General features: G+C 74.2%; 16 protein-coding genes. 9 read left to right on the forward strand and 7 right to left on the reverse strand.

Going from position 1 to position 21294, the window contains the following annotated elements:
* Positions 1-274 precede the first annotated feature (274 nt).
* The 3 genes from H1226_RS06895 (at position 275) to H1226_RS06905 (ending at position 3438) form a co-directional block, all read left to right on the forward strand.
* The gene (locus H1226_RS06895; protein ID WP_258347944.1) at positions 275-1093 is read left to right on the forward strand and encodes a PspA/IM30 family protein; all 819 of its coding nucleotides are present in this window, start codon (positions 275-277) and stop codon (positions 1091-1093) included.
* A gap of 12 nt (positions 1094-1105) precedes the next feature.
* Positions 1106-1945, forward strand: coding sequence for a phage shock envelope stress response protein PspM (pspM, locus tag H1226_RS06900; RefSeq protein WP_258347945.1), 840 nt, complete (start codon positions 1106-1108; stop codon positions 1943-1945).
* Positions 1946-2124: 179 nt separating this feature from the next.
* On the forward strand, positions 2125-3438 hold the full coding sequence (locus H1226_RS06905; protein ID WP_258347946.1) for a uracil-xanthine permease family protein: 1314 nt from the start codon (positions 2125-2127) through the stop codon (positions 3436-3438).
* On the opposite strand, the gene H1226_RS06910 is transcribed toward H1226_RS06905, so the two are convergent.
* Together H1226_RS06910 and H1226_RS06915 are read right to left on the reverse strand one after the other, a co-directional pair.
* Positions 3399-4178 carry an Fpg/Nei family DNA glycosylase gene (locus H1226_RS06910; RefSeq protein WP_258347947.1) on the reverse strand — a complete coding sequence of 260 codons (780 nt, stop codon included), beginning with the start codon at positions 4176-4178 and terminating at the stop codon, positions 3399-3401. The two genes, H1226_RS06905 and H1226_RS06910, sit on opposite strands and share 40 nt — an antisense overlap.
* The gene (locus H1226_RS06915; RefSeq protein WP_224961178.1) at positions 4178-5059 is read right to left on the reverse strand and encodes a ParA family protein; all 882 of its coding nucleotides are present in this window, start codon (positions 5057-5059) and stop codon (positions 4178-4180) included. The genes H1226_RS06910 and H1226_RS06915 overlap by 1 nt, the downstream gene beginning before the upstream one ends.
* Positions 5060-5161: 102 nt before the next feature.
* Here H1226_RS06915 and H1226_RS06920 point away from each other — a divergent pair, with 102 nt between their 5' ends.
* Both H1226_RS06920 and H1226_RS06925 read left to right on the forward strand, forming a co-directional pair.
* Positions 5162-5887 (forward strand): class I SAM-dependent methyltransferase, encoded by a 726-nt coding sequence (locus tag H1226_RS06920; protein ID WP_224961180.1) that lies wholly within the window; start codon positions 5162-5164, stop codon positions 5885-5887.
* Positions 5888-6109: 222 nt separating this feature from the next.
* On the forward strand, positions 6110-6529 hold the full coding sequence (locus H1226_RS06925) for a DUF3040 domain-containing protein (RefSeq protein ID WP_224961181.1): 420 nt from the start codon (positions 6110-6112) through the stop codon (positions 6527-6529).
* A 350-nt stretch (positions 6530-6879) separates the two neighbouring features.
* On the opposite strand, the gene H1226_RS28085 is transcribed toward H1226_RS06925, so the two are convergent.
* The 3 genes from H1226_RS28085 to H1226_RS06945 are packed head-to-tail and all read right to left on the reverse strand — an operon-like array spanning position 6880 to position 11454.
* Complete coding sequence (locus tag H1226_RS28085; protein ID WP_309148786.1) at positions 6880-9138, reverse strand: transglutaminase family protein; 2259 nt, start codon at positions 9136-9138, stop codon at positions 6880-6882.
* Positions 9135-10385 (reverse strand): DUF58 domain-containing protein, encoded by a 1251-nt coding sequence (locus H1226_RS06940; protein ID WP_224961185.1) that lies wholly within the window; start codon positions 10383-10385, stop codon positions 9135-9137. The genes H1226_RS28085 and H1226_RS06940 overlap by 4 nt, the downstream gene beginning before the upstream one ends.
* 4 nt (positions 10386-10389) lie before the next feature.
* Positions 10390-11454 (reverse strand): AAA family ATPase, encoded by a 1065-nt coding sequence (locus H1226_RS06945; protein WP_309148787.1) that lies wholly within the window; start codon positions 11452-11454, stop codon positions 10390-10392.
* 523 nt (positions 11455-11977) lie between these two features.
* Here H1226_RS06945 and mraZ point away from each other — a divergent pair.
* From mraZ to H1226_RS06965, 4 genes are all read left to right on the forward strand, one after another.
* Entirely contained in the window at positions 11978-12409 is a 432-nt protein-coding gene (gene mraZ, locus H1226_RS06950) for a division/cell wall cluster transcriptional repressor MraZ (protein WP_224963322.1), read from the forward strand.
* Positions 12410-12745: 336 nt separating this feature from the next.
* On the forward strand, positions 12746-13738 hold the full coding sequence (gene rsmH, locus H1226_RS06955) for a 16S rRNA (cytosine(1402)-N(4))-methyltransferase RsmH (protein WP_258347948.1): 993 nt from the start codon (positions 12746-12748) through the stop codon (positions 13736-13738).
* On the forward strand, positions 13735-14523 hold the full coding sequence (locus H1226_RS06960; RefSeq protein ID WP_258347949.1) for a hypothetical protein: 789 nt from the start codon (positions 13735-13737) through the stop codon (positions 14521-14523). The genes rsmH and H1226_RS06960 overlap by 4 nt, the downstream gene beginning before the upstream one ends.
* The gene (locus H1226_RS06965) at positions 14523-16364 is read left to right on the forward strand and encodes a peptidoglycan D,D-transpeptidase FtsI family protein (protein ID WP_258347951.1); all 1842 of its coding nucleotides are present in this window, start codon (positions 14523-14525) and stop codon (positions 16362-16364) included. The genes H1226_RS06960 and H1226_RS06965 overlap by 1 nt, the downstream gene beginning before the upstream one ends.
* Before the next feature lie 58 nt (positions 16365-16422).
* Here the strand turns inward: H1226_RS06965 and eccCb are convergent, their stop codons facing one another.
* Complete coding sequence (eccCb, locus tag H1226_RS06970; protein WP_258347953.1) at positions 16423-20583, reverse strand: type VII secretion protein EccCb; 4161 nt, start codon at positions 20581-20583, stop codon at positions 16423-16425.
* A 6-nt stretch (positions 20584-20589) separates the two neighbouring features.
* The gene (locus H1226_RS06975) at positions 20590-20967 is read right to left on the reverse strand and encodes a hypothetical protein (protein WP_258347954.1); all 378 of its coding nucleotides are present in this window, start codon (positions 20965-20967) and stop codon (positions 20590-20592) included.
* Between the last annotated feature and the right edge of the window lie 327 nt (positions 20968-21294).

Consider the following 21294-nt stretch of genomic DNA (forward strand, 5'->3'; position numbering starts at 1 on the left):
CCGCGTGGAACCGCGGCCGCGACCCGGGCGCGGGCCCGGTCGGCGGTGCTGGTTCGATCATGGCGTGACCGCTCGGGGGTCACCGGGGGAAAATCCCGGAGATCTTCGCATCCTGGTGGAACCGGACACCGCGCCCTGACACGATGGGTTCGGCGGCACCATGAGAATGGGACACGACACGGCTGGGACCGGCACGCGCCGGGCATCGGGTCGAGGTCCGCGGTCGCGACACGCGCACGGGCAGCACCGGCAGGAGAGAAGGCAGGCGGAGGAGATGGCCAATCCGTTCGTGAAGTTCTGGAAGTACCTGATGGCGTCGTTCTCGTCGAAGATCGACGAGAACGCCGATCCGAAGGTGCAGATCCAGCAGGCCATCGAGGATGCGCAGCGCCAGCACCAGGCACTCTCCCAGCAGGCGGCCTCGGTGATCGGCAACCAGCGGCAGCTCGAGATGAAGCTCAACCGCCAGCTCGGCGAAGTCGAGAAGCTGCAGTCCTCGGCCAGGCAGGCCCTGGTCATGGCTGACCAGGCGCGCGCCGAAGGCGACCCGGCCAAGGCGCAGAAGTACGAGGAGACCGCCACGCAGCTGGCCAGCCAGCTGGTCACCGCCGAACAGGGCGTGGAAGACCTCAAGACCCTGCACGACCAGTCCCTGCAGGCGGCCGAGCAGGCCAAGCAGGCGGTGGACCGCAACTCCCAGATGCTCCAGCAGAAGATCGCCGAGCGCACCAAGCTGCTCAGCCAGTTGGAGCAGGCCAAGATGCAGGAGCAGGCGTCCAACTCGCTCAAGCAGATGAGCGATCTCGCCGCCCCCGGCAACACGCCCTCGCTGGACGAGGTGCGGGACAAGATCGAGCGGCGCTACACCACCGCGCTCGGCGAGGCGGAGCTGGCGCAGAACAGCGTGCAGGGCCGGATGATGGAGGTCCAGCAGGCCTCCCTCGACGCCGCGGGCTCGAACCGGCTGGAGCAGCTGCGCGCCTCCATGGGCGGTGGCCAGCAGCAGGTCACCAGTGGCGAGCAGGCGGGCGGCCAGACCGCGGAACCGGCGACCCGGCCGCAGCAGCAGAACCCGCAGACCGGGCAAGCCTGATCGAGCCGGACGATGCCACCGCGGAAGAACGAGCTCGCGGCATGGGGCGAGGCCGCGCTGCGCGAGCTGCGCGGCCCCGTCGTCGGTGAAGTGCGCCGCAAGCTCGCGCAGTGGCGCGACCCGCGCGCGCGGCTGCTGCGCAAGCGCAAGCGGGCGAAGCAGAACGCCACCGCGGGCACCGTCGGCACCGGAGTGCTCGGCGTCGGCGCGTACGGGGCGTACGCGCCGCACGCGTTCGGCCTCCCCGTCGGCGCGGGCGCGCTGGAGACGATGCTCGACGTCGCCGCGTTCGGCGTCGGCGGAGTCGCCGTCGCCGCGGCGTTCGGCACCGTCGCCGAATGGCGGCGCTACCGGCGGCTGCTCCGGACCCCGTTGCCCGAAGCCGCCCCGGAACCGGTGGAGCTGCCGCCGAACGGCTCGCAGGCCCGGGAACCGATGCGGCTGCTGCGCGACGCCGAGCAGAGCCTGCACCAGGCGTTGACGCAGCTCGGCGGCGGCGGGTTCGAGGAAGCCACCGACGCGCGGGCCACCGCGGACCGCGCCGCGACCGCGCTGCGCGAAGTCGCCTCCCGCCTCCAGGCGGTCGAAGCGGCGTTGCCGCACGTACCCGCCACCGAGCAGGCCGACCTGCGCGCGGACGTGCGGCGGCTGCGCGCCGAACTCGACGAGGGCGTCGAGGGCTACCGCTACCTGGTCGCCGCCGCCGGGCGGGCCGTCGCCGCGAGCGGCGCCCCCGAGCAGCGCCACGCCGTGCAGGACGCCACCGACCGGCTCGCCGGGCTCGCCACCGCGCTGCACGAACTCGGCTGGGGCAGCGGAACCGCCGGATCGGCGGACCAACCTCGCACCTGAGCGGCGAAACCGCAGGTCGCGAACCCGGACGATGACTCCACGTGGCCCCGGGTGACTCATCTCTTCACCCGGATGACCCCGTTACGGGTTGATTATGTGATGCCGAATAGTAATCTTCCCAGCGTCGCTACGTTACGTGGCGGCGATCCCCGCGGGTGGGGACAGTCGGGGAGGGCGATGTGGCGTTGTGGACCGTGCACGGCAACGGTCGTCAGCTGGTCGACGACGCGGTCGTGGGGTCCGGTGAACGGCTCAGCTGGCCGTTGACCTTCGGGTTCGGGTTCCAGCACCTGATCGCCATGTTCGGCACCACGACCCTCGTCCCGCTGCTCACCGGTTTCCCCGCCTCCACCACGCTGCTGCTGTCCGGCCTCGGCACGCTGCTGTTCCTGCTCGTCACCCGCAACCGGGTGCCCGCGTACCTCGGCGCCTCGGCGGCCTTCGTCGTCCCGATGGGCGCGGCCGTCGACCACGGCGGAGCCACCCCGGGCGCGCTGCTCGGCGCGATCATGATCGTGGGCCTGGTGGTGTTCACCTTCGGGGTCGCGGTCAAAGCGCTCGGCGTGCGGCTGCTCGAATCCGCGATGCCCCCGGTGGTCACCGGGGGCATCGTGCTGATGATCGGGCTCAGCCTCGCGCCGCAGACGGTGAGCTCGTTCAGCGCGCAGCCCGTGCCCGCCGCGATCACCCTCGCCGTCGTCGTGCTCGCCACCGTGCTCAGCCGCGGCATGCTGCGGCGGCTCGCCGTGCTGCTCGGCGTGCTCGCCGGCTGGACCTGCGCCGCGCTGCTCGGCCAGGTCGACCCGGCTCGGCTGGACGCCGTCGCCCGCGCCCCCTGGTTCGGGACGCCGGAGTTCGTCACCCCGCAGATGCACCTGTCCGCGGTGCCGTTCGTGGCGCCCATGGTGCTGGTGGTGCTCGTCGAACTCGTCGGCAACGTGAAGGCCGTCGGGGCGATGAGCGGGCGCAACCTGGACGGCCAGGTCGGGGACGCGCTCATCGGCGGTGGGCTCGCCACGGCGCTCTCCGGAGCGGGCGGCGGTTCGGCGCTCAGCAGCCACGCTCCGAACGTGGGGGTGATGGCCGCGGCCCGCGTGTACTCCACCGCCGCGTGCATGATCGCCGCGGTCGCCGCCGTGGTGCTCGCGTTCTGCCCGAAGTTCGGGGCACTGCTCGGCACCATCCCGGTAGGCGTGCTCGGCGGCGCGCTGCTCGTCGTCGTGGGCGTGCTCGCGCTCGTGGGGGTGCGGATCTGGAGCGAGGCGGGCGTGGACTTCGCCGATCCGGTGAACCTCGCGGTGCTCGGGACGGCCCTCGTCGCCGGGGTCGGCGACCTGACGCTGTCGCTGGGGGCGCTGCGCTTCACCGGGCTGGTGTGGGGTTCCATCGGCATCGTGCTCGTGTACCCGGTGCTGCGGGGACTCGCCGACGCGGTCTCCGCGCGCCGGGATGCTCAGCGGCCGGGGAGGGGCTGGCAGCGGGGGCAGTGGTAGGTGACCCGCTCCGCACCGCCATCGCGGTGGACCGGGCCGCCGCAGCGCAGGCAGGTCCGGCGGCCGTACACCCAGTGGCGGGCGTCCCGGCGGAGGTCGCCCGTGGTGGACCGCTCCGGGCTCCACGCGTTGCGCAGCAGCAGGTCCCGGCACAACCGCACCGCCCGCTCCGCGTCGACCTCCGCCACCGGGGAGTGCGGGGAGCGGCGCAGCAGGAAGCACACCTCGGTCCGGTAGATGTTGCCGACACCGGCCAGCACCGACTGGTCCAGCAGCGCCGCACCGATCTCGCGCGCCGGGTCCGCGGTGAGCCGCCGCACCGCCTCCGCCGCCGACTCCGGACCCCACTCCGGTGACAGCAGGTCCGGGCCCAGGTGGCCGACCAGCGAGTCCTCGTCGGCGGTGCGCACCCAGCGCATCCCGCGCAGGTCGAACCCCACCGCGGTCCGGCCCGGTACCTCCAGCACCGCGCGCGCCCGGTGCGCCGGGCGGCGCCATCGGCCACCCGGCGAGTACAGGTGCCACGCGCCGTCCATGCCCAGGTGGCTGTGCAACGTCCGCTCACCGGTGAAGCGGATCAGCAGGTGCTTGCCGACCGGGCGCGCCTCGCGCACCACCCGGCCGCGCAGCTCGACCTCGGCCAGGCGCGGATGGCGCAGCTCGCCGCGCACCACCTCGGCCCCCGCCAGCGCCTCGTCGAGGCGCCGGCAGGTCAAGAACACCGTGTCGCCCTCCGGCATCAGGCTCCCGGCCGGGCGTCGCCGTCGAACTCGTCCAGGTCCTGATCGCCCGGGTCGTCGTCGAACGAGTCGTCCGGCAGCGGATCCCGGCGGCGGCCGGCGCGCAACGTGCGGGCCAGCAGCAGGTTGAAGCCCAGCGCCACCTCCCGGGCACCCGGCGTCCCCCACTGGTGGATCGGCATGCACGCGCCCTGCGCCTGCTGCACCGCGAGCCGGTCCGGCAGCGCCACCGGCATCACCAGCGGACCGAAGATCTCCCGCAGCTCCTCGATGCGGAACTGGTGCTCGTGCGACCGCGGCCGCACCCGGTTCACCACCACGCCCAGCGGTTGCAGGCGCGGGTTGTTCTCGGCCCGCTCCGCCTGCACCGCCTCGAACGCGCGCTGCACCCCGGACACCGCGAAGATCGTCGGCTCGGTCACCAGCAGCGCCCGGTCCGCCGCGATCAGCGCCGACCGGGTCAACCGGCCCAGCGACGGCGGGCAGTCCAGCAGCACCAGCTGGTACGGCAGCTCGCCCTCCGCGATCAACGCGTCCAGCGTCGACAGCGCCTCGGTGAGCTTCGCCAGATCGCCCCCGCCGTCGTGCGGACCGCCGTTGTGCAGCTCGGCGTCCTCCGACCCGACCAGGACGTCGACCTCCGCGCCCCACCCGCTCGGCGCCACCGCCGCGCGCAGCACCTCCGCCCGCGGATCGGACAGCACGTCGCTGAGGCCCAGCCGGGTCTCGTCCGGCTCCAGCGCGGCCGTCGCGTTGCACTGCGGATCCAGGTCCACCACCAGCGTCCGAGCGCCGCGGCGCATGGCCGCCGAAGCGAGCCCGAGCACCACGGTCGTCTTCCCGACACCGCCCTTGAGGCTGAGCACTGCCACCGTTTGCACGCCCGTAGCCTACGGAACCGGACCGATCACGTGTGCTGCTGCGCCCACCGTCCCGCCCCGCCGGTGCGTCGCCCGGTCTGACCCGCCATTACGCTGCTGGCCATGAGATCCGACGCCGTCGACCGGGTGCTGGAAGAAGAGATCACCGAAGCCCGAACGCGCCGGGACGGCCGCCCGCCCCGAGTCCTCGACGTGGGCGGCGGCAGCGGGGTGTGGGCGGTGCCGCTGGCGAGCGCGGGCTGCGAGGTGACCGTCGTCGACCCCAGTCCCAACGCGCTCGCCACCCTGCAGCGCCGCGCCGCCGACGCGGGCGTCGACCGGCTCATCACCGCGTTGCAGGGGGACACCGAGGCGCTGCACGCCTTCGCGCCGCCCGGTGGGGCGGACCTGGTGCTCGGCCACGGCCTGCTCGAATACGTCGACGACGTCGCCGGATCGCTGGCCTCGCTCACCGCGGCCACCGCGCCCGGTGGAGCGGTGTCGGTGCTCGTGTCCAACCGGTACGCCGCGGTCCTCGCCAGCGCTCTCGCCGGGCGGCCGGCCGACGCGCTGCACGTGCTCCGCGACCCGGACGGCCGGTACCGGGGCGGCGGCGACACCGTGCTGCGCCGCTTCGACGGCGACGAGCTCGCCCGGCGGATGCGCGAGGCGGGGCTCGACGTGGAACTGGTCCAGGGGCAGGGGGTCTTCACCGACCTCGTGCCGGGGTCCGTCGCCGAGGGGCAGGGTGCCGACGCGCTCGCCGAACTGGAACGCGCCGCCGCGGCCACGCCACCGCTGCGGGACGTCGCCACCCGGCTGCACGCCGTCGGACGGCTCCGCGGCTGACCCCGAAATCCCACGTCGCACCGGGGGATTGCGCCGATCGGTTGATCCGACGGGATGATGTCGGCAACCTCCGAGGCGCGACCTGACCCCTGCGGGTAGTCGTGACGTCGCCGGAACCGTATCCTCGACGGTGACGCCCCCAAGCGTTCGCCGGGTTCCCACTCCGGAGGCCTGTCCTCCGGGTTCCGGCGCCACTGAGTTACCTGTGCCGGAGGAGGAGCCATGCCACTCTCCGAGCACGAGCAGCGACTGCTCGACCAGATCGAGCGCGCGCTCTACGCCGAGGATCCGAAGTTCGTCTCCACCGTGCGTGGCGGCCGGTTGCACCGACCGTCGCGGCGGCGTCGCCTGCAAGGGATCGCCGTGTTCGTGCTGGGGTTGATCCTGCTGGTGCTCGGCGTGGTGATACCGGTCAAACCGGCCGATATCCCCGTGGTGAGCGTGGTCGGCTTCCTCGTGATGTTCGGCGGAGCAGTTCTGGTGCTGTCCGCGATGCGTGGTGGCAGCCAGGAAGCGGAATCCGAGGGGGAGGGGAGCGCAGGCCCGGCGTCCGGTGGAGACCGGAAGAAGTCCGAGCCGCGAGCGCGCGGTTCCTTCGCCCAGCGGATGGAAGAACGCTTCCGGAAGCGGTTCGAGCAGTAGTCCCGACAGGGACGGCGGAGGCCGGAGATCGTCGACCTCAGGGTCGGCGATCCGTCCTCATCACCTAGCCCGATGGTCCTTCGACCGTCGGGCTGGTTTCGTTTCCGGGGGTGTTCGGGAGCCGTCGCCGGGGCTTGGCTCCAGGCGAGGGGTCCGCAGCGGGTGGCCGGGAGCCGGGCGATCGCCGCGTCCGCTCCGGACATCGGCCTGATCACCCGGCGGATCGAGGTTCGGTCGATCAGGTTCGTGGCCTGATCCGGAGCCCTCGATCAGGGTCTCCGCTCGGTCGGGGCAGTGATCGGTCAGGGAGTGACCGGTCAGCGAAGTGGTCGGTCAGGACTCCGGCCCGATCAGGACTCCGCCCGATCGCGGCGGGCCGCCGGCAACACCGACCGCGGGACCAGGCGGTGCCGCCAGGGGAGCGGCGCACCGTCCCGCAGCGCCGCCAACGCCCGCGGGAGCGCCTCGGCGGGCGCGGCGACCCCGGTGACCACCGAGTGCCCGGCCGGGGCGTACCACTCGTGCTCCACCGCCGTCACCAGGTCGTGGATCGAGCGCGCCGCGTCCTCCGGCAGCTCCGCCGACTCGACGAGCGAGGTGGCGGTGGAGCGGACGGTGCCGGAGGCGTCCGGGCGGTGTCCGCTGCGGTCGGTGTGCTCGTCGAGCAGCTCGTCCCACGCCGCGCTCGCCGCACCGGCGGCACCCGCCCGCACCACGGCGAGCCGCCGCCTGCGGCGGAACTCGCGCAGCGCCAGCGGAGCCGCGCCCAGCGCCAGCACCGCCAGCAGCACCGCGCCCACCGCGATCCACGCGCCGGACCCGCCGGGCCGGTCCGCCTCCGGAGCGGGCGGCTGCTCCGCGTCGCCGGGGGCGGGGGTCTGCGACGGGGCCGTCGAGGGCTCCGGGGACGGCTGCTGGGACTCGCCGGGCGCCGGGGCCGGGGACGGTGCGGGCGCGGGCGGGCTCAGGTACTCCGGCAGTGCGGTGCGGCCGTCGGCCAGCGGCGTCGGGTCGAACGTCACCCAGCCGTAGCGGGGGAAGAACGCCTCCACCCACGCGTGCGCGTCGTTCGTGGTGATCACGCGCTCGTCGCCGTCCCGGTGGCCGGGGGTGAAGCCCACCGCGACCCGAGCCGGAACGCCCACCGACCGCAGCAGCACGCCCATCGACGAGGCGTACTGCTCGCAGAAGCCCCGCTTGCCGCGGAACAGGAAGTCCTCCAGCGCGTTCCCGCTCGTCGACGGCGCCGTGCTCAGGTCGTACCGGAACCCGTTGGACCGGTCCGTGAAGAACCGCTGCAGGGCCGCGGCCTTGTCGAAGTCCGTCGGGGCGTCCGCGGTGATCCGGCGGGCCAGGTCCGCGATGCGCGGCGACACCCCGCTCGCGTCCGAGTAGGCCGGGTCGACCGACGCCGGGCCGCTCGCCGCGCGCAGCTGCTGCGGCGACGGGGACGGCAGCGCCACGTCCTCCACGTAGGGCCTGCTCTCCTGCCGGACCTGGGTGAACACCACGCCGCTCGTCGGGTCGTAGTTCCACTGCAGGCCCATGCCGGTCACCCCGCGCGGCACCCCGAAGATCGGCAGCCACGGGTCGCGGTAGCCGACCGGGTCGATCCGCACCGTCGCGGACGGGCCCGCCGCCAGCGTCTCGGTGCCGTCCGGCAGCGGCAGCGGGTGCTGCCCGGCGTCCACGCCCGAGGTCAGCTTGCCCAGCTCCCAGCCGCGGCCCGGGTCGAAATGCTGCAAGGTCATGGCCCGCAGGTAGGTGGGCTGCGGCAATCCGCTCACCCGGAACAGGTCCACCGGGTCGTCCCGGTCCAGCTGCCCGCGCAGCGACGTGAACGGCCGCAAGCCGATGCCGCCGTTCGCCGAGCCGTAGCCGGTGGACGCCCCACCCGGCAGCCGGCCCTCGGTGCCGACCCCGGTGAACACCACCCCGCTCAGCACCGCCAGCACCCCGGCGGCCGCCACCAGCACCACGCCCCGGTGGTCGAACCGAGCCAGCGGCGAGGAGGCCGACGCGGCCTGCCGGTGGCTGCCCGCGCACGCCAGCAGCAGCGCGAAACCCGCCGCACCGGCCGCGAACGTCCACCACGGCAGCATGTTCGGCGCCAGCGAAGCCGGGATGGCCACCACGCACAGCAGCACCAGGCCGGCCACCGCGGGCACTCCCGCGGCCACCGCGATCACGTCCACCAGCAGCGCGACCACACCGAGGCCGAGGCACAGCAGCGCCTGCAGCGGGGGCTCCGCCGGAACCGGCGGCACGCCCTCCCTGGCCACCTGCATCGCCTGCCCCAGCAGGCCGGACAGCTCGCCGAACGCCGCCGGTCCGGGCAGGAACCCGAGCACCGCCTGCCCGGTGAACAGCGCCGAGAGCAGCACCACCAGCGCGCACAGCTGCGCGAGCACCACCAGCGGCGGCCACCAGCGCAACGTGCGGCCCAGCAGACCGACACCGGCCACCACGGCCACCGCCAGCGCCACGGGCAGCACCCAGCGCGCATCGCTCACGATCCCGGTGAACCCCGTGGACACCGCCAGCGAGGACACCGCGGCGGCCGTCGTGGCCACCGCCGTCGTGCCCGCCGGACGCACCCGGGTGCTCACGACACCACCCCCGGAGCGGCCGAGGCGACCTGGCACAACCGGCCCCACGCTCCCGCCATCGACGAGCGCGGACCGTCGACCACCACCACCGACCAGCCGGACGCGCGCAGCCGGTCCGCGGTGCGCTGCGGGGAGAAGGAACCGTCCGCGGGATCACCCGCCCACGTCCGCACGTCCAGCAGCAGCGCCAGGCTGCGCGCGCGCTCCGGGCGCAGCCGGGACAGCTCCTGCACCCCGGCGGTGCTGGTGGCGCCCAAGATCGCGATCAGCTCCTGCCCGCTGCCCGGGTCCTGCGGGCACACCAGGTCGCGCTGCGCGGACGGCCGCACCGCCGCCAGCGCGTCCAGCATCGCCGCGTCGTCGTGGCCGCCGTCGAACGGGCCGGGGCCGCCGCTGAGCGTCGCCGCGTCCTCGGTGACCAGCCGCACCTGCTGGCCGTGCGCGTGCAGGTGCGAGCAGATGCTGGCCGCCGCCGACACCGCCCACTCCAGGCTCGCCGCCGCTCCCGTGCCGCGGTGCGCCGCGGACCGCCGGTCCAGCAACACCGTCACGCCGCCGTGCCAGGGCCGTTCCTCGACGCGCACCATCAGCTCGTCCCGCTTGGCGGTGCTCTTCCAGTGCACCCGGCGGATGTCGTCGCCGTGCCGGTACTCCCGCACCATCGTGTCGTCGTCGCCGTGCCCGGCGCGCAGCCGCGTCGAACCGTCCTCCCCGGTGCCGAGGCCGGAACCGGCGGGCAGCCCGCCCAGCGGCACCACCTTCGGCACCGCGACCAGCCTGCTGCGCCCGGCGAGCTCGTGCTCGAACTCGGTGAGCCCGAACGGATCGCCGATCCGGGTCCGCAGCGGGCCGATCTGGTGGATGCCGCGCAGCCCCGGGCTCGCCGGGTACTCCAGCACCGCACCCGACCTGGGCACCGACTCCAGCCGGAACCGCGGCCGGCCGCCCAGCGCGTGCGGCACCCCGTCCTCCAGGCGCAGACCGCCCATCGGCACCGCGGACGTCCCCGTCAGGTGCAGGCGCACCGAAGCGTTCCCGCCCACCGGGACCCGGCCCGGCAGCACCTCGCGCCGCGCCCGGATGCCGTGCTTCACCCGGCCCGCCAGCAGCAGCGCCAGCAGCGGCAGCACCACGACGAACGCCGCGATCCGCAGCAGGTCCCGCTCGTCGAGCACCACCGAGCACACCGCCGCGGCCAGGCCCGCCGCCAGCAGGCAGCGACCCCGCACCGTCAGGCCGGACAGCACGCGACTACCGCCGGGGCCCGGAGTCGCCCCGCGGCACCTCGACCCGGCGCAGCAGCGAGCGCACCAGGTCGGAAGCGGAACGCCGGGTCGCGCGGGCCTCGCTGGTCAGCACCAGGCGGTGCGCCAGCACCGGCACCGCCACGTCCTGCACGTCGTCCGGCACCACGTACTCCCGGCCGGACAGCGCGGCCTGCGCGCGGGCCGCGCGCACCAGCTGCAAGGTCGACCGGGGCGAGGCGCCGAGCCGCAGCTCCGGCAGGGTGCGCGTCGCGGTGACGAGCTCGATCACGTAGCGGCGCAGCTCGGTGCTGACGTGCACGTCGCGGACCGCTCGCAGCAGCCCGCGCACCTGGTGGGCGTCGGTGACCGGCCGCAGCTGGTCCATCGGATCGCGGCCCGCGTGCTCGTCGACCATCGCGAGTTCGGCCTGCTGGTCGGGGTAGCCGATGGACACCCGCGCGGTGAACCGGTCGCGCTGCGCCTCCGGCAGCGCGTAGGTGCCTTCCATCTCGATCGGGTTCTGGGTGGCGATGACCATGAACGGCGCGTGCAGCTCGTAGGTCTCGCCGTCGACCGTGACCTGGTCCTCCTCCATGCACTCCAGCAGGGCGGATTGGGTCTTCGGGGAGGCGCGGTTGATCTCGTCGCCGACGACGATGTTCGCGAACACCGGGCCGGGCCGGAACTCGAACGCCTCCGCCTGCCGGTTGTAGAGCGAGACGCCGGTGATGTCGCTGGGCAGCAGGTCGGGGGTGAACTGGATGCGGTTCACCGTGCAGTCGATGGAGCGGGCGAGGGCCTTCGCCAGCGAGGTCTTGCCGACGCCGGGCACGTCCTCCACCAGGAGGTGGCCTTCGGCGAGCATGGTCACCAGCGCGATCCGGACCACGTCGGGCTTGCCGACGAGGACCTGCTCGACGTTGGCGGCGATGCGCTGCACGGTGCCGTGCAGCGCGGCGATCGTCGCGGGTTCGGACTCCCGCACGTACCCGCCGCTGCCGCGGGAAGCCGCGTCGGCGTGCCCGCCACCGGCGAACGCGGTGCCGGACGTGGGCATGTTGGGCGTCACGAAACCTCCAGGTGTTCGCTGAGCGCCGCGGCGGGCCGCCGTCCGCGTCGACGAGGGCCGCCGACTCCGTCGACCGGTGACGGGGGCTCGGCGATCGCGCGCTCAGGTGCCTCCGCAGTGTGCCAAACCGCAGGCGGCCGCCGTACCGGTGCCGGTGGCCTGGGGCGTTCCCCACGTTCCCCCACCGGAGCCCCCGGACGCCCCGCTCGCGGCCGGCCGGTCGGCGTTCCGGCTCGCCGGGCGGCCTGCCGGCGGGTGCGCCGGGCCCGGCTCCCCCACCCGCCCCCCACCCGGGGCGGCTTTCCTTCAGAGGGCCGCTAGCTGGGCAAACGTCCGACTCGCCGCGGCGTGTCGGACGGTGTTCCAGGTTGACGGTGGAGTGGAGTGGGGTACTGTGGCGCTCGGTGGGGCAGACGGGGGCTCCGCCCGGCTCCGGGGAGTCCGGGGTGGTCGGCAGCGCCGGTCTCCCGGCAGGACGGAGTCGTCGGACCCGGAGCGGTCCGGGAGGGGGAGGTGGACCGGGATGTTCCTCGGCACCCACAACCCCAAGCTCGACGACAAAGGGCGTTTGACGCTGCCGGCGAAGTACCGGGACGCACTGGCAGGGGGGCTGATGGTCACCAAAGGACAGGACCACTGCCTGTACGTCTTCCCGCGCGCCGAGTTCGAGCAGATGGCCCGCAAGGTCGCCGAGGCCCCGCTGACCAACGAGTCCGTCCGCGCCTACCAGCGGTACCTGTTCGCGGGCACCGACGAGCAGCGCCCGGACGGGCAGGGGCGGATCCCGATCGCGGCAGAGCTGCGCCGGTACGCGGGCCTGGAGAAGGAATGCGTGGTCATCGGCGCGATCAACCGGCTGGAGATCTGGAACTCCGAGAGCTGGCAGAGCTACCTCGACGCGCACGAGGAGAGCTACGCGCAAGCCCGGGAGGAGGTCCTGCCCGGGATCTTCTGACCGTCCCGGTGGCGTGAGGCCTCGGTCCGCTCACGTGTCCTGGTGCACCTTCCCCGGCGCCAGAACACCCGGAGCGGACTGGGACCTGGGGCCACCGGTCGCGGTGGATCTCGACGGACGGACGTCGTCCACAACGGACAGCAGTGGCCGCCGCGCTCCGGGAGCGCGGCGGTGGTGATCGGGCCGGTGCGCGCACCGGCCCGGCTCGTACCGGCGGGAGCCGGAACGGGCGGCAGGGCCCGCCGGGGAGGGCGGGGAGGACCGGGCCGGGGCGAACCCGGACCAGGACGAAGGAGCGCGGTGGCCGTGAACGGTTCGCGGGAGGGAGGGACCGCCGTGGCGGAGGACGACGTGCCGGAGGGCACCGGCGGGGGTTCCGCCCGGGACCGGCACGTGCCGGTCGCGCTGGACCGGACGCTGGAACTGCTGGCGCCCGCGCTGTCGCGCGGCCCGGCGGTCGTGGTGGACGCGACGCTCGGCATGGGCGGCCACGCCGAGGCGCTGCTGAGCGCGCACCCCGAACTCACCCTCGTCGGGCTCGACCGGGACCCGCAGGCGCTGCGGCTCGCGGGGGAGCGGCTCGCCGCCCACCGGGACCGGCTGCACCTCGTGCACGCCGTCTACGACGAGTGGGCCGACGTCCTCGACGACCTCGGGCTGCCCGCGGTGGACGGGGCGCTGTTCGACCTCGGCGTGTCCTCGTTGCAGCTCGACGAGGCCGACCGCGGGTTCGCGTACGCGCAGGACGCGCCGCTGGACATGCGGATGGACCCGGGCGCGGAGCGCACCGCGGCCGACGTGCTCAACACCTACCCGCCCGGCGAGCTGGCGCGGATCCTGCGCCAGTACGGCGAGGAGCGGTTCGCCTCGAAGATCGCGGGCGCGATCGCGCGGGAACGGGCCAAGGAACCCTTCGCGAACAGCGACCGCCTGGTCCAGCTGCTCTACGACACCGTTCCCGCGGCCAGCCGCCGCACCGGCGGGCACCCCGCCAAGCGCACCTTCCAGGCGCTGCGCATCGAGGTCAACGCCGAACTGGACGTGCTCGGCCGGGCGCTGCCCGCGGCGCTCGACTCGCTCGCGCCCGGCGGGCGGATCGTCGTGCTCGCCTACCACTCGCTGGAGGACCGCATCGTCAAGCGCGGGCTGGCCGAGCGCGCCACCTCCCGCACCCCGGTCGACCTGCCGGTGGAACTGCCCGGGCACGGACCCGAACTGCGGCTGCTCACCCGCGGCGCCGAACTCGCCGGTGAACAGGAACGCGCGGACAACCCGCGGGCCGCCTCGGTGCGGCTGCGCGCCGCCGAACGGATCAAGGAGTCGGCATGACGGCACCCGCACGCGCCAAGACCTCGGCCTCGCGCACCGGCTCCGCCGCGAAGAAGAAGGAGCCGGCGAAGCGGAAGGCGGCCTCGACCACCGCGACGGCGCCGCAGACCAAGACGCAGAAGAAGACCCCGGCGAAGGCGCGCGGCCGGTCCGCCGCCGCCGAACGCGCCTACGCGCGCCGCGAGGAGCGCCGGGACCGCACTTCCCGGGAGACCGCGGAGCGCAGGCCGCGCCGCCAGCGCCAAGCCGCCGAGCAGCGCCAGCCGCGGCAATGGCGGCTCGCCGCGGTGCGTCCGCGCGCCCGCCAGCTGCAGGCGAAGGTCGCGACCTCGCGGGTCCCGCTCGTGGTGGCCGTGATGGCGGTGCTCGGCGTCGGGCTGGTGGCGACGCTGTCGCTGTCGATCGCCGCCGTCGGCGGTTCGTACCAGCTGCAGCAGGTCGAGCAAGAGGTCACCGCGCTCAACGAGCACCGGGAACAGCTGCTGCGCGAGGTCAGCAACATCGACTCGACGCCCGCGCTGCAGCGCAAGGCCACCGAGCTCGGCATGGTGCCGCCGCCCGGGCCGCCCGCGCACCTGGTGGTGAACCCGGACGGCACCATCCGCGTCGTCGGTGAACCGCAGCAGGCCAGCGCCCCACCCGCGCCCCCGGCACCGAAGCCGCCGGCGCCCGCGGACGCCCAGCAGCCTCCCGCGGCACCGAACCCGCCCGTCGAGCAGGGCGCGCCGCAGCCGGACCCGGCGCAGCGGCAGGCAGCGACGATCCCGGCGGTGGAGGGCGACTGATGGTCCGCAGGGGGACGCGGGCCGCGGGGGGAAAGCGGACCGCGCGCACCGACGTGGCCGGTAGCGGCAGGCGGCTGCGCATCGGCCGGTTGTTACTGGTGATCGCGCTGGTGCTCACCGGCACCAAGCTGATCCTGGTGCAGGGCTTCGACGCGCAGCAGCTGTCCGCGGCCGCGGCCCGGCAGCGCACCACCAGCGACTCGATCCCCGCCGAACGCGGCTCGTTCACCGACCGCAGCGGGAACGTGCTCGCGTTCAGCAGCGAAGCGCGCCAGCTCTACGCCACGCCGCGGCGGCTCGCCGAGGAGCAGGACAAGGCGCACGCCGAGGACCCGAGCGAACCCACCTCCGACCAGTACAAGCGGGAGATCGCCCGGTTCATCACGCAGACCCTCGGCGACCGGGTCCGCGAGCAGGACGTGCTCGCCGCGCTGTTCGCCGACACGACCTACACCACCATCGGGCCGCTGATCGAACCCGCGCTCGCCCGCACGATCACCGAGAAGTACCCGCAGATCGGCCAGGAGTACCGCGCCACCCGCGAATACCCGGCGGGGGAGAACGGGGCGAACGTGCTCGGCGGCGCCCGGTGGAGCCAGGACGCGCGCAAGATCCAAGGCCGGCTCGGGCTGGAGAGCTCGCTGGACAAGCTGCTCGCCGGGACCGACGGCAAGAAGGTCTCGGACACGGCGATGGGCAGCGACCTGGTCATCCCCGGCACCGAGCGGGAGCTGGAACCGGCCATCCCCGGGTCCGACGTGGAACTCACGCTCGACTCCGACCTGCAGTACATGGTGCAGAACAAGCTGTCCGACTACGCGGGCAAGACCGGGGCGCGCAGCGCCAGCGCCGCCGTGCTCGACGCGCACACCGGCGAGGTGTACGCGCTCGCCAACGACGAGTCCTTCGACCCCAACGCGCCCGCGTGGGGCCCGGACGGGCTCGGCAACCCGGCGGTGACCAACCCGTTCGAACCCGGCTCGGTGAACAAGGTGATCACCGCGGCCGGTGCCATCGAGGACGGGCTGGTGCGCCCCGAGACCGTGCTGCAGGTGCCCGGCAAGATCAAGGTCGCGGACCGGACCGTCGGCGACGCGTGGGCGCACGGCACCATCCCGCTCACCTTCACCGGCGTGCTCGGCAAGTCGTCCAACGTGGGCACCCTGATGACCGCGCAGCGGCTCGGCGAAGACCGGTTCAACGACCTGGTGCACAAGTTCGGGCTCGGGGAGACCACCGGCATCGGGCTGCCCGGCGAGAGCGCCGGGTTCGTGCCCGCCCGGGAGGACTGGTCCGGCAGCACCTTCGCGAACCTGCCCATCGGACAGGGCCTGTCGATGACCGTGCTGCAGATGGCCGGGATGTACCAGGCCATCGCCAACGACGGCGTGCGGGTGCCGCCGCGGGTGATCGCCGCCCAGACCGGCCCGGACGGAGTCCGGGTGCCGCGGCCTCGGCCGGAGGGGGTCCGGGTCGTCAGCCCGGAGACCGCGCGCACCGTGCGGGACATGATGCGCGCCGTCGTGCAGGACGCGCCGCAGCAGCAGGGCACCGGCAAGGCCGCCGCGCTCGACGGCTACCAGATCTCCGGCAAGACCGGCACCGCGCAGCAGATCGACCCCGACTGCAAGTGCTACAGCAACGACACCTACTGGATCACCTTCACCGGGATCGTCCCCTCGGACAACCCGCGGTTCGTGGTGGCGCTGATGCTGGACGCGCCGGGCGGTGGGGCCTCCGCGGCGCCGCTGTTCCACGACGTCGCCGCCTACCTGACGCAGCGGTACAAGATCCCGCTGTCGCCGGCTCCGGCACCGGTGCAGACCCTGCAGGTCCGGTGACCTCCGGGCCGTTCCGCTGCTGCGGCACGGCCCGGCGCCCGCCCTCCCCGGGGACCGCTCACTCGGCCCGGATGTGCGCGGTCTGCACCAGCTGCGGGCCGCCCCGCGACGCCCGGCTGACCAGGGTGCCGCGGCCGGGCGGCAACCGGGTCGCGGCGACCCGGCCGATCAGCTCGCCCTCGGCCTCGTCGGCGCTGAGCAGCAGTCCCGGCGCGGCGGCCGCGCGCAACGCCACCAGCAGCGGGTCGTCCCAGTCCTCGCGGGCCCCGCTCGCCTCGCGAGCCAGCACCAGGTGCAGCCCCAGCTCGGCGGACTGCGCGACGAACTCGGCCAGCGGTGCCAGCGGGTTCTCGTCCGGCGCGGACAGCAGCTCGTAGTCGTCGACCACGACGAACAGCTCCGGTCCCGACCACCAGGACCGGTCGCGCAGCTGCTCCCGGGTCAGGTCCGGGCCGGGGCGGCGCGCGCGCAACGTCGTCACCAGCTCCCGCACCGCCGCCCGCACCTGGTCGACGTTGACCGCGTGCTCCGCCAAGTGCTCGGTGCGCAGGAAACCGAGCAGTGCGCGCCGCAGGTCCACCAGGACCACCGCCGCCTCCTGCGCGGAGTAGCGGGTGGTGATGCCGCGCAGCACCGTCCGCAGCAGCGAGGTGCGACCCGAGCCGAGCTCGCCGAACGCGTAGAAGTGCGGCTCCGCCCGGAAATCCAGGTAGACGGGGTCCATGCCCTCCTCGTTCACGCCGATCGGCACCAGCGACGGGCGCGGCTGCTGCTCCGGCGCGGGCAGCCGGTCGTACTGCAGCACCAGCGGCAGCAGCCGCACCCGCGGCGCGCGCACGCCCGGCCAGGTGTCGCGCGTCCGGGCGCGCAGCGCGGCGACCGCGGCCGCGGAGCCCTCGCCCACCGGGTGCGGCAGCGCGGTGAACATGTGCAGCTTCGACGGGTGCAGCCCGCGGCCGGGCAGGTCCGCGGGCACCCGGGCCGCGGCCTCCGGGGAGACCTCCGACTCCGCCGGATCGGCCAGCCGCAGCTCCAGCCGGGTGCCCAGCAGGTCCTTGAGCGCCGGGCGGATCTCCGACCAGCGGTCCGCGGTGACCACCACGTGCAGGCCGAACTCCCAGCCCTGCGAGGCCAGGTTCACCACGTCCCGGTCCGCGCCGTCGAACTCGCCCTGCAGCGCGGGCCACCCGTCGATGATCAGGAACACGTCGCCGTACTGGTCGTCGTCCGCGGCCCCGTCGTCGCGGCGCCGCGCCCGGTAGCCGGCCATCGAATCGATGCCGTGCTCGATGAACCGCGCCTCCCGCCAGGCCAGCAGCGAGCGCAGCTGGGCGATGGTGCGGCGCAGCACGTCCGGATCGCGCGGCCCCGACACGGCGCCCACGTGCGGCAGTTCGCGCAGGTCGTGCAGCCCGCCGCCGCCCAGGTCGAGGCAGTAGAACTGCACCTCCTGCGGGGAGTGGGTCAACGCCAGCGACAGCAGCAGCGTGCGAACCGCGACGGACTTCCCGGAGCCGGGCGCGCCGACGATCGCCACGTGCCCCGAACCGCCGGACAGGTCGACCCGCACCGTCCGCTGCTGGTGCTCGAACGGCAGGTCCAGCGTGCCGATCGGGGCGTGCAGCCGCCGCCCGCGCAGCCGCTCCGCGGGCGGCGGCAGCAGCTGCTCCAGCGCGGGCGGTCTGCGCAGCGGCGGCACCCAGATCCGCCGGGCCGCCGGACCGGTTCCGCGCATCCGCCGCACCGCGAACTGCAGCTCGCTCGGCGCGTCCGGGCGCCGATCGCCGTGCACCGGGTCCGAGACGTGCGCGGTGCGGAACCGGACCAGGCCGGTGGGGTGGCGCAGGTAGCCGTGCCCGCCGCCCGCGGGCAGCTCGGCGGCGTCCGGGGAGCCGATCGCGGCGCTCGACTCGGCGACGCTGCCGGTGCGCAGCGCGATCCGGTAGGTGAGGTCGTCCGCCAGGCCGCGCAACCCCGGTTCGGTCGCGCTCTCCCCGGCCAGCAGCAGCTGCACCTGCAACGACCGGCCCACCCGGACGATGGTCTGGAACAGCTCGGCGAGCGCCGGGCGCACCCGCAGCAGCTCGGTGAACCCGTCGACCACCACGAACAGCATCGGCAGCGGCGGCAGCGGCTGCTTCAAGCGCAGTTCGCGGTACTCCCACACGGTGCGCGTGCGGACCTCGTTGAGCCGGGTCTGCCGGTGGTGGATCTCCCCGGACAGCGCGTCGTGCAACCGGTCCACCAGTTCCGGGTCGCCGGCCAGGTCGGTGATCAGCGCCGAGACGTGCGGGGCGTCCTGGAAGTCGGCGAAGGCGGTGCCGCCGACGGCTTCGACGAGCACCACGTTGAGCTCCTCGGGGGAGTGCGTGGCCAGCAGCGACAGCACCGCGGTCCGCAGCAGCTCCGACCTGCCCGAGCCGGGGGCGCCCACGCACAGCCCGTGCGGGCCCGCGCCGCCCAGCGCCGTCTCCTTCAGGTCCAGGACCACCGTGCCGTCCTCCCCGCTGCCGAGCACCGCCCGGTAGCGCCGCGACACCGGGCCGGGCTGCCAGTCCACCGCGGGGTCGAACGCGGTGACGTCCGACCGGGCCAGCAGCGGGAACAGCCCGGGCGGTGTGCCGGGCCGGGCCGCGGCGGGCGGCGGTGCGGGCGGGAGGTCGGTTCCGGTGGAGATCGAGGCGACCAGTTCGGTGATGTCCTCGTCCGCCACGTCGTCGAGCTTCGGCTGCGCCACCTGGAACGCGCGGCCCGCGTGCAGCGCCCACCCGGTGGCGGGCAGGCTCGCGGACAGCTCGGGATCCAGCAGCGACTCGGACGGTTCCGCCAGGGACAGCTCGACCCGGCCCGGCACGAGCTCCAGCAGCTGCTCCGGCAGCTCGGACCAGCGGCGGGCGGTGACCAGCACGTGCACGCCGAACTTCAGGCCCTCGGCGATCCGCACGACCGCCGCCGCCAGTCCCGGCACCCACCCGGCGAACCAGGACCAGCCGTCGATGAACAGGAAGGTCTCGGAGTGGTCGGCGTCGGGCAGCGCGTCCGGCCGCTCCCGGCGCAGCCTGCGGTACCGGTCGATGGTGCCGATGCCGTTGGCGAACAGCTTGCGGCGCTCGTCGATCCGCGCCTCCACCTGGGCGAGCAGCTCCGCGACCGACTCCTCGGTGTGGTCGGCGGCGGACACCTGCGGGAGCGCGGCGATCCCGCCGTCCGCGTCCAGGCACTGGAACTGCAGCTGGTCGGCGCCGAAGGTCGCGGTGAGCCCGAGGACCAGGGTGTGCAGCAGCGTCGACTTGCCGGACTGGATCCGGCCCACCACGGCCACGTGCCCGCTGCCGCCGAACAGGTCCAGCCCCATCACCCGGCCGGGGCCGCGGTTCACCTCGTGGGCGCGCCCCAGGGGCACCGGCATCGTCGGCGGACCGTCCTCCGCGCGTTCATCGAGGAGTTCGCCGATCCGCAGCGGCGTCCGGCCGGGCCGCAGGAACCGGGCGCCGCGGACCCGGGAGAACATCATGTCGCCGTGCTGGGTGCCGCTGCGGGTCGGAGTCTGCCTGCCGTCTTTGGTGACCTCCTGGTGCACGAACTGGTAGAGCTCGTTGAAGGTCATGACGCCGTCGCCGTCCACGTCCGGGGCGCCGGAGGTGATCGCCTCGATGATCGCCGCGGTGAAGCGGGAACCGGGCCGCACGTCCGCGGCCGGTCTGCGCTCGTAGGAGTACTCGATCTCGTTGGTGGCGGTCATGGTGAACCGGCCGCCGCCGAAGTGCTCGACCACGTTCACCGGCTCCCCGCCCCGGTGCGCGGCGCCGTGGTTGAACACGCCGCTGTAGCAGCAGTCCAGGAAGATCGCCTTCCACCCGGCTTGGGATTCGGTGACGATGCGGTCCACGACCTGCGCGGGTACCGCCGTCGAGTACGGCAGCTGCGGCTCGGTGTCGGTGGCGGCGAAGAACAGCTGGTCGTCGTCGTTGGTGATGCCGTGCCCGGCCAGGTAGAGCAGCACCAGGTCGTCGGGGTCCTTGTTCTGGAAGAGGCTCTCCACCCGGCGCTCGATCTCCGCCTTGGTCCCGTTGAGCACGGTGTGCGCGGTGTCGAAGGCCCCGTGCTCCTGGTCGGCGAGCAGCCGCCGGAGCTCCTCGGCCTCCTCCACGGTGTGCAGGTCGCGCAGTCCCGGGGCGAAGTACTCCGAGGTGGCGACCAGCAGCGCGTACCTACCCACGGCCGGTCACCCGCGGTCCTCGGCGCGCAGCCGGTGCAGCACCGCTTCGGCCTCCACGGGCGGGGTGCCCGCTTCGATGCGCCGCAGCACGCCTTCGCAGCGCAACGTGATCGCGCGGTGCTCGCCCCGGTCGACCCAGCCGGTCAGCACGGTGGAGAGCGTGGTGATCGAACCGGTCGCCAGCGTCCCGCCGAGCACCAGTTCGGCCAGCAGCGCCCCGGTGCCGCGCCCGTCCGGCGGCGGTTCCTCCCGGAGCCGGCGCACCGCCAGGCCGCGGACGCGGCGCAGCTCGCCCTGCAGCAGGCGGGCGGCGCGGTGGAGCCGTTCGGGCGTCGCGTCCGGTGCTTCGAGCGAGAGGTGGACCTCCGGGCGGATCTCGGGCATGCGATCTCCCAGCTCAGCGGAGCAGTGATCACGACCGGTATACCAAACGACGACGATCGGTAGTGGGGTTTCGGCGCGGCGCGACCGTGGTGCGCGATCCCGGACGCGCACGGGCCGCTCGCGCCACGGCCCGTGCACGTCCGGACGGCTCAGACCGGGATGCGCGGGCCGCAGGACCCGGTTGGATCGTCGAGAACCGAAGGCGACGGCACCCGCTGCGTCGCCGCTCCGGCGGTGCTCACGGCCGCAGCCGTCCCCCGCCCGAGTCGTTCTTCCACCGATCCGCCGAAATCCGCGGAATCACCGACCTGGCAGTAGGAACGCTAA

It is taken from the genome of Saccharopolyspora gregorii, assembly GCF_024734405.1.
In the GTDB taxonomy this organism is placed as follows: domain Bacteria; phylum Actinomycetota; class Actinomycetes; order Mycobacteriales; family Pseudonocardiaceae; genus Saccharopolyspora_C; species Saccharopolyspora_C gregorii.

Coding starts and splice junctions, on each gene's coding strand:
- H1226_RS06895 (WP_258347944.1), top strand. CDS start 275: ATGGCCAATCCGTTCGTGAAGTTCTGGAAGTACCTGATGGCGTCGTTC.
- pspM (WP_258347945.1), top strand. CDS start 1,106: ATGCCACCGCGGAAGAACGAGCTCGCGGCATGGGGCGAGGCCGCGCTG.
- H1226_RS06910 (WP_258347947.1), bottom strand. CDS start 4,178: ATGCCGGAGGGCGACACGGTGTTCTTGACCTGCCGGCGCCTCGACGAG.
- H1226_RS06920 (WP_224961180.1), top strand. CDS start 5,162: ATGAGATCCGACGCCGTCGACCGGGTGCTGGAAGAAGAGATCACCGAA.
- H1226_RS06925 (WP_224961181.1), top strand. CDS start 6,110: ATGCCACTCTCCGAGCACGAGCAGCGACTGCTCGACCAGATCGAGCGC.
- mraZ (WP_224963322.1), top strand. CDS start 11,978: ATGTTCCTCGGCACCCACAACCCCAAGCTCGACGACAAAGGGCGTTTG.
- H1226_RS06960 (WP_258347949.1), top strand. CDS start 13,735: ATGACGGCACCCGCACGCGCCAAGACCTCGGCCTCGCGCACCGGCTCC.
- H1226_RS06965 (WP_258347951.1), top strand. CDS start 14,523: ATGGTCCGCAGGGGGACGCGGGCCGCGGGGGGAAAGCGGACCGCGCGC.
- H1226_RS06975 (WP_258347954.1), bottom strand. CDS start 20,967: ATGCCCGAGATCCGCCCGGAGGTCCACCTCTCGCTCGAAGCACCGGAC.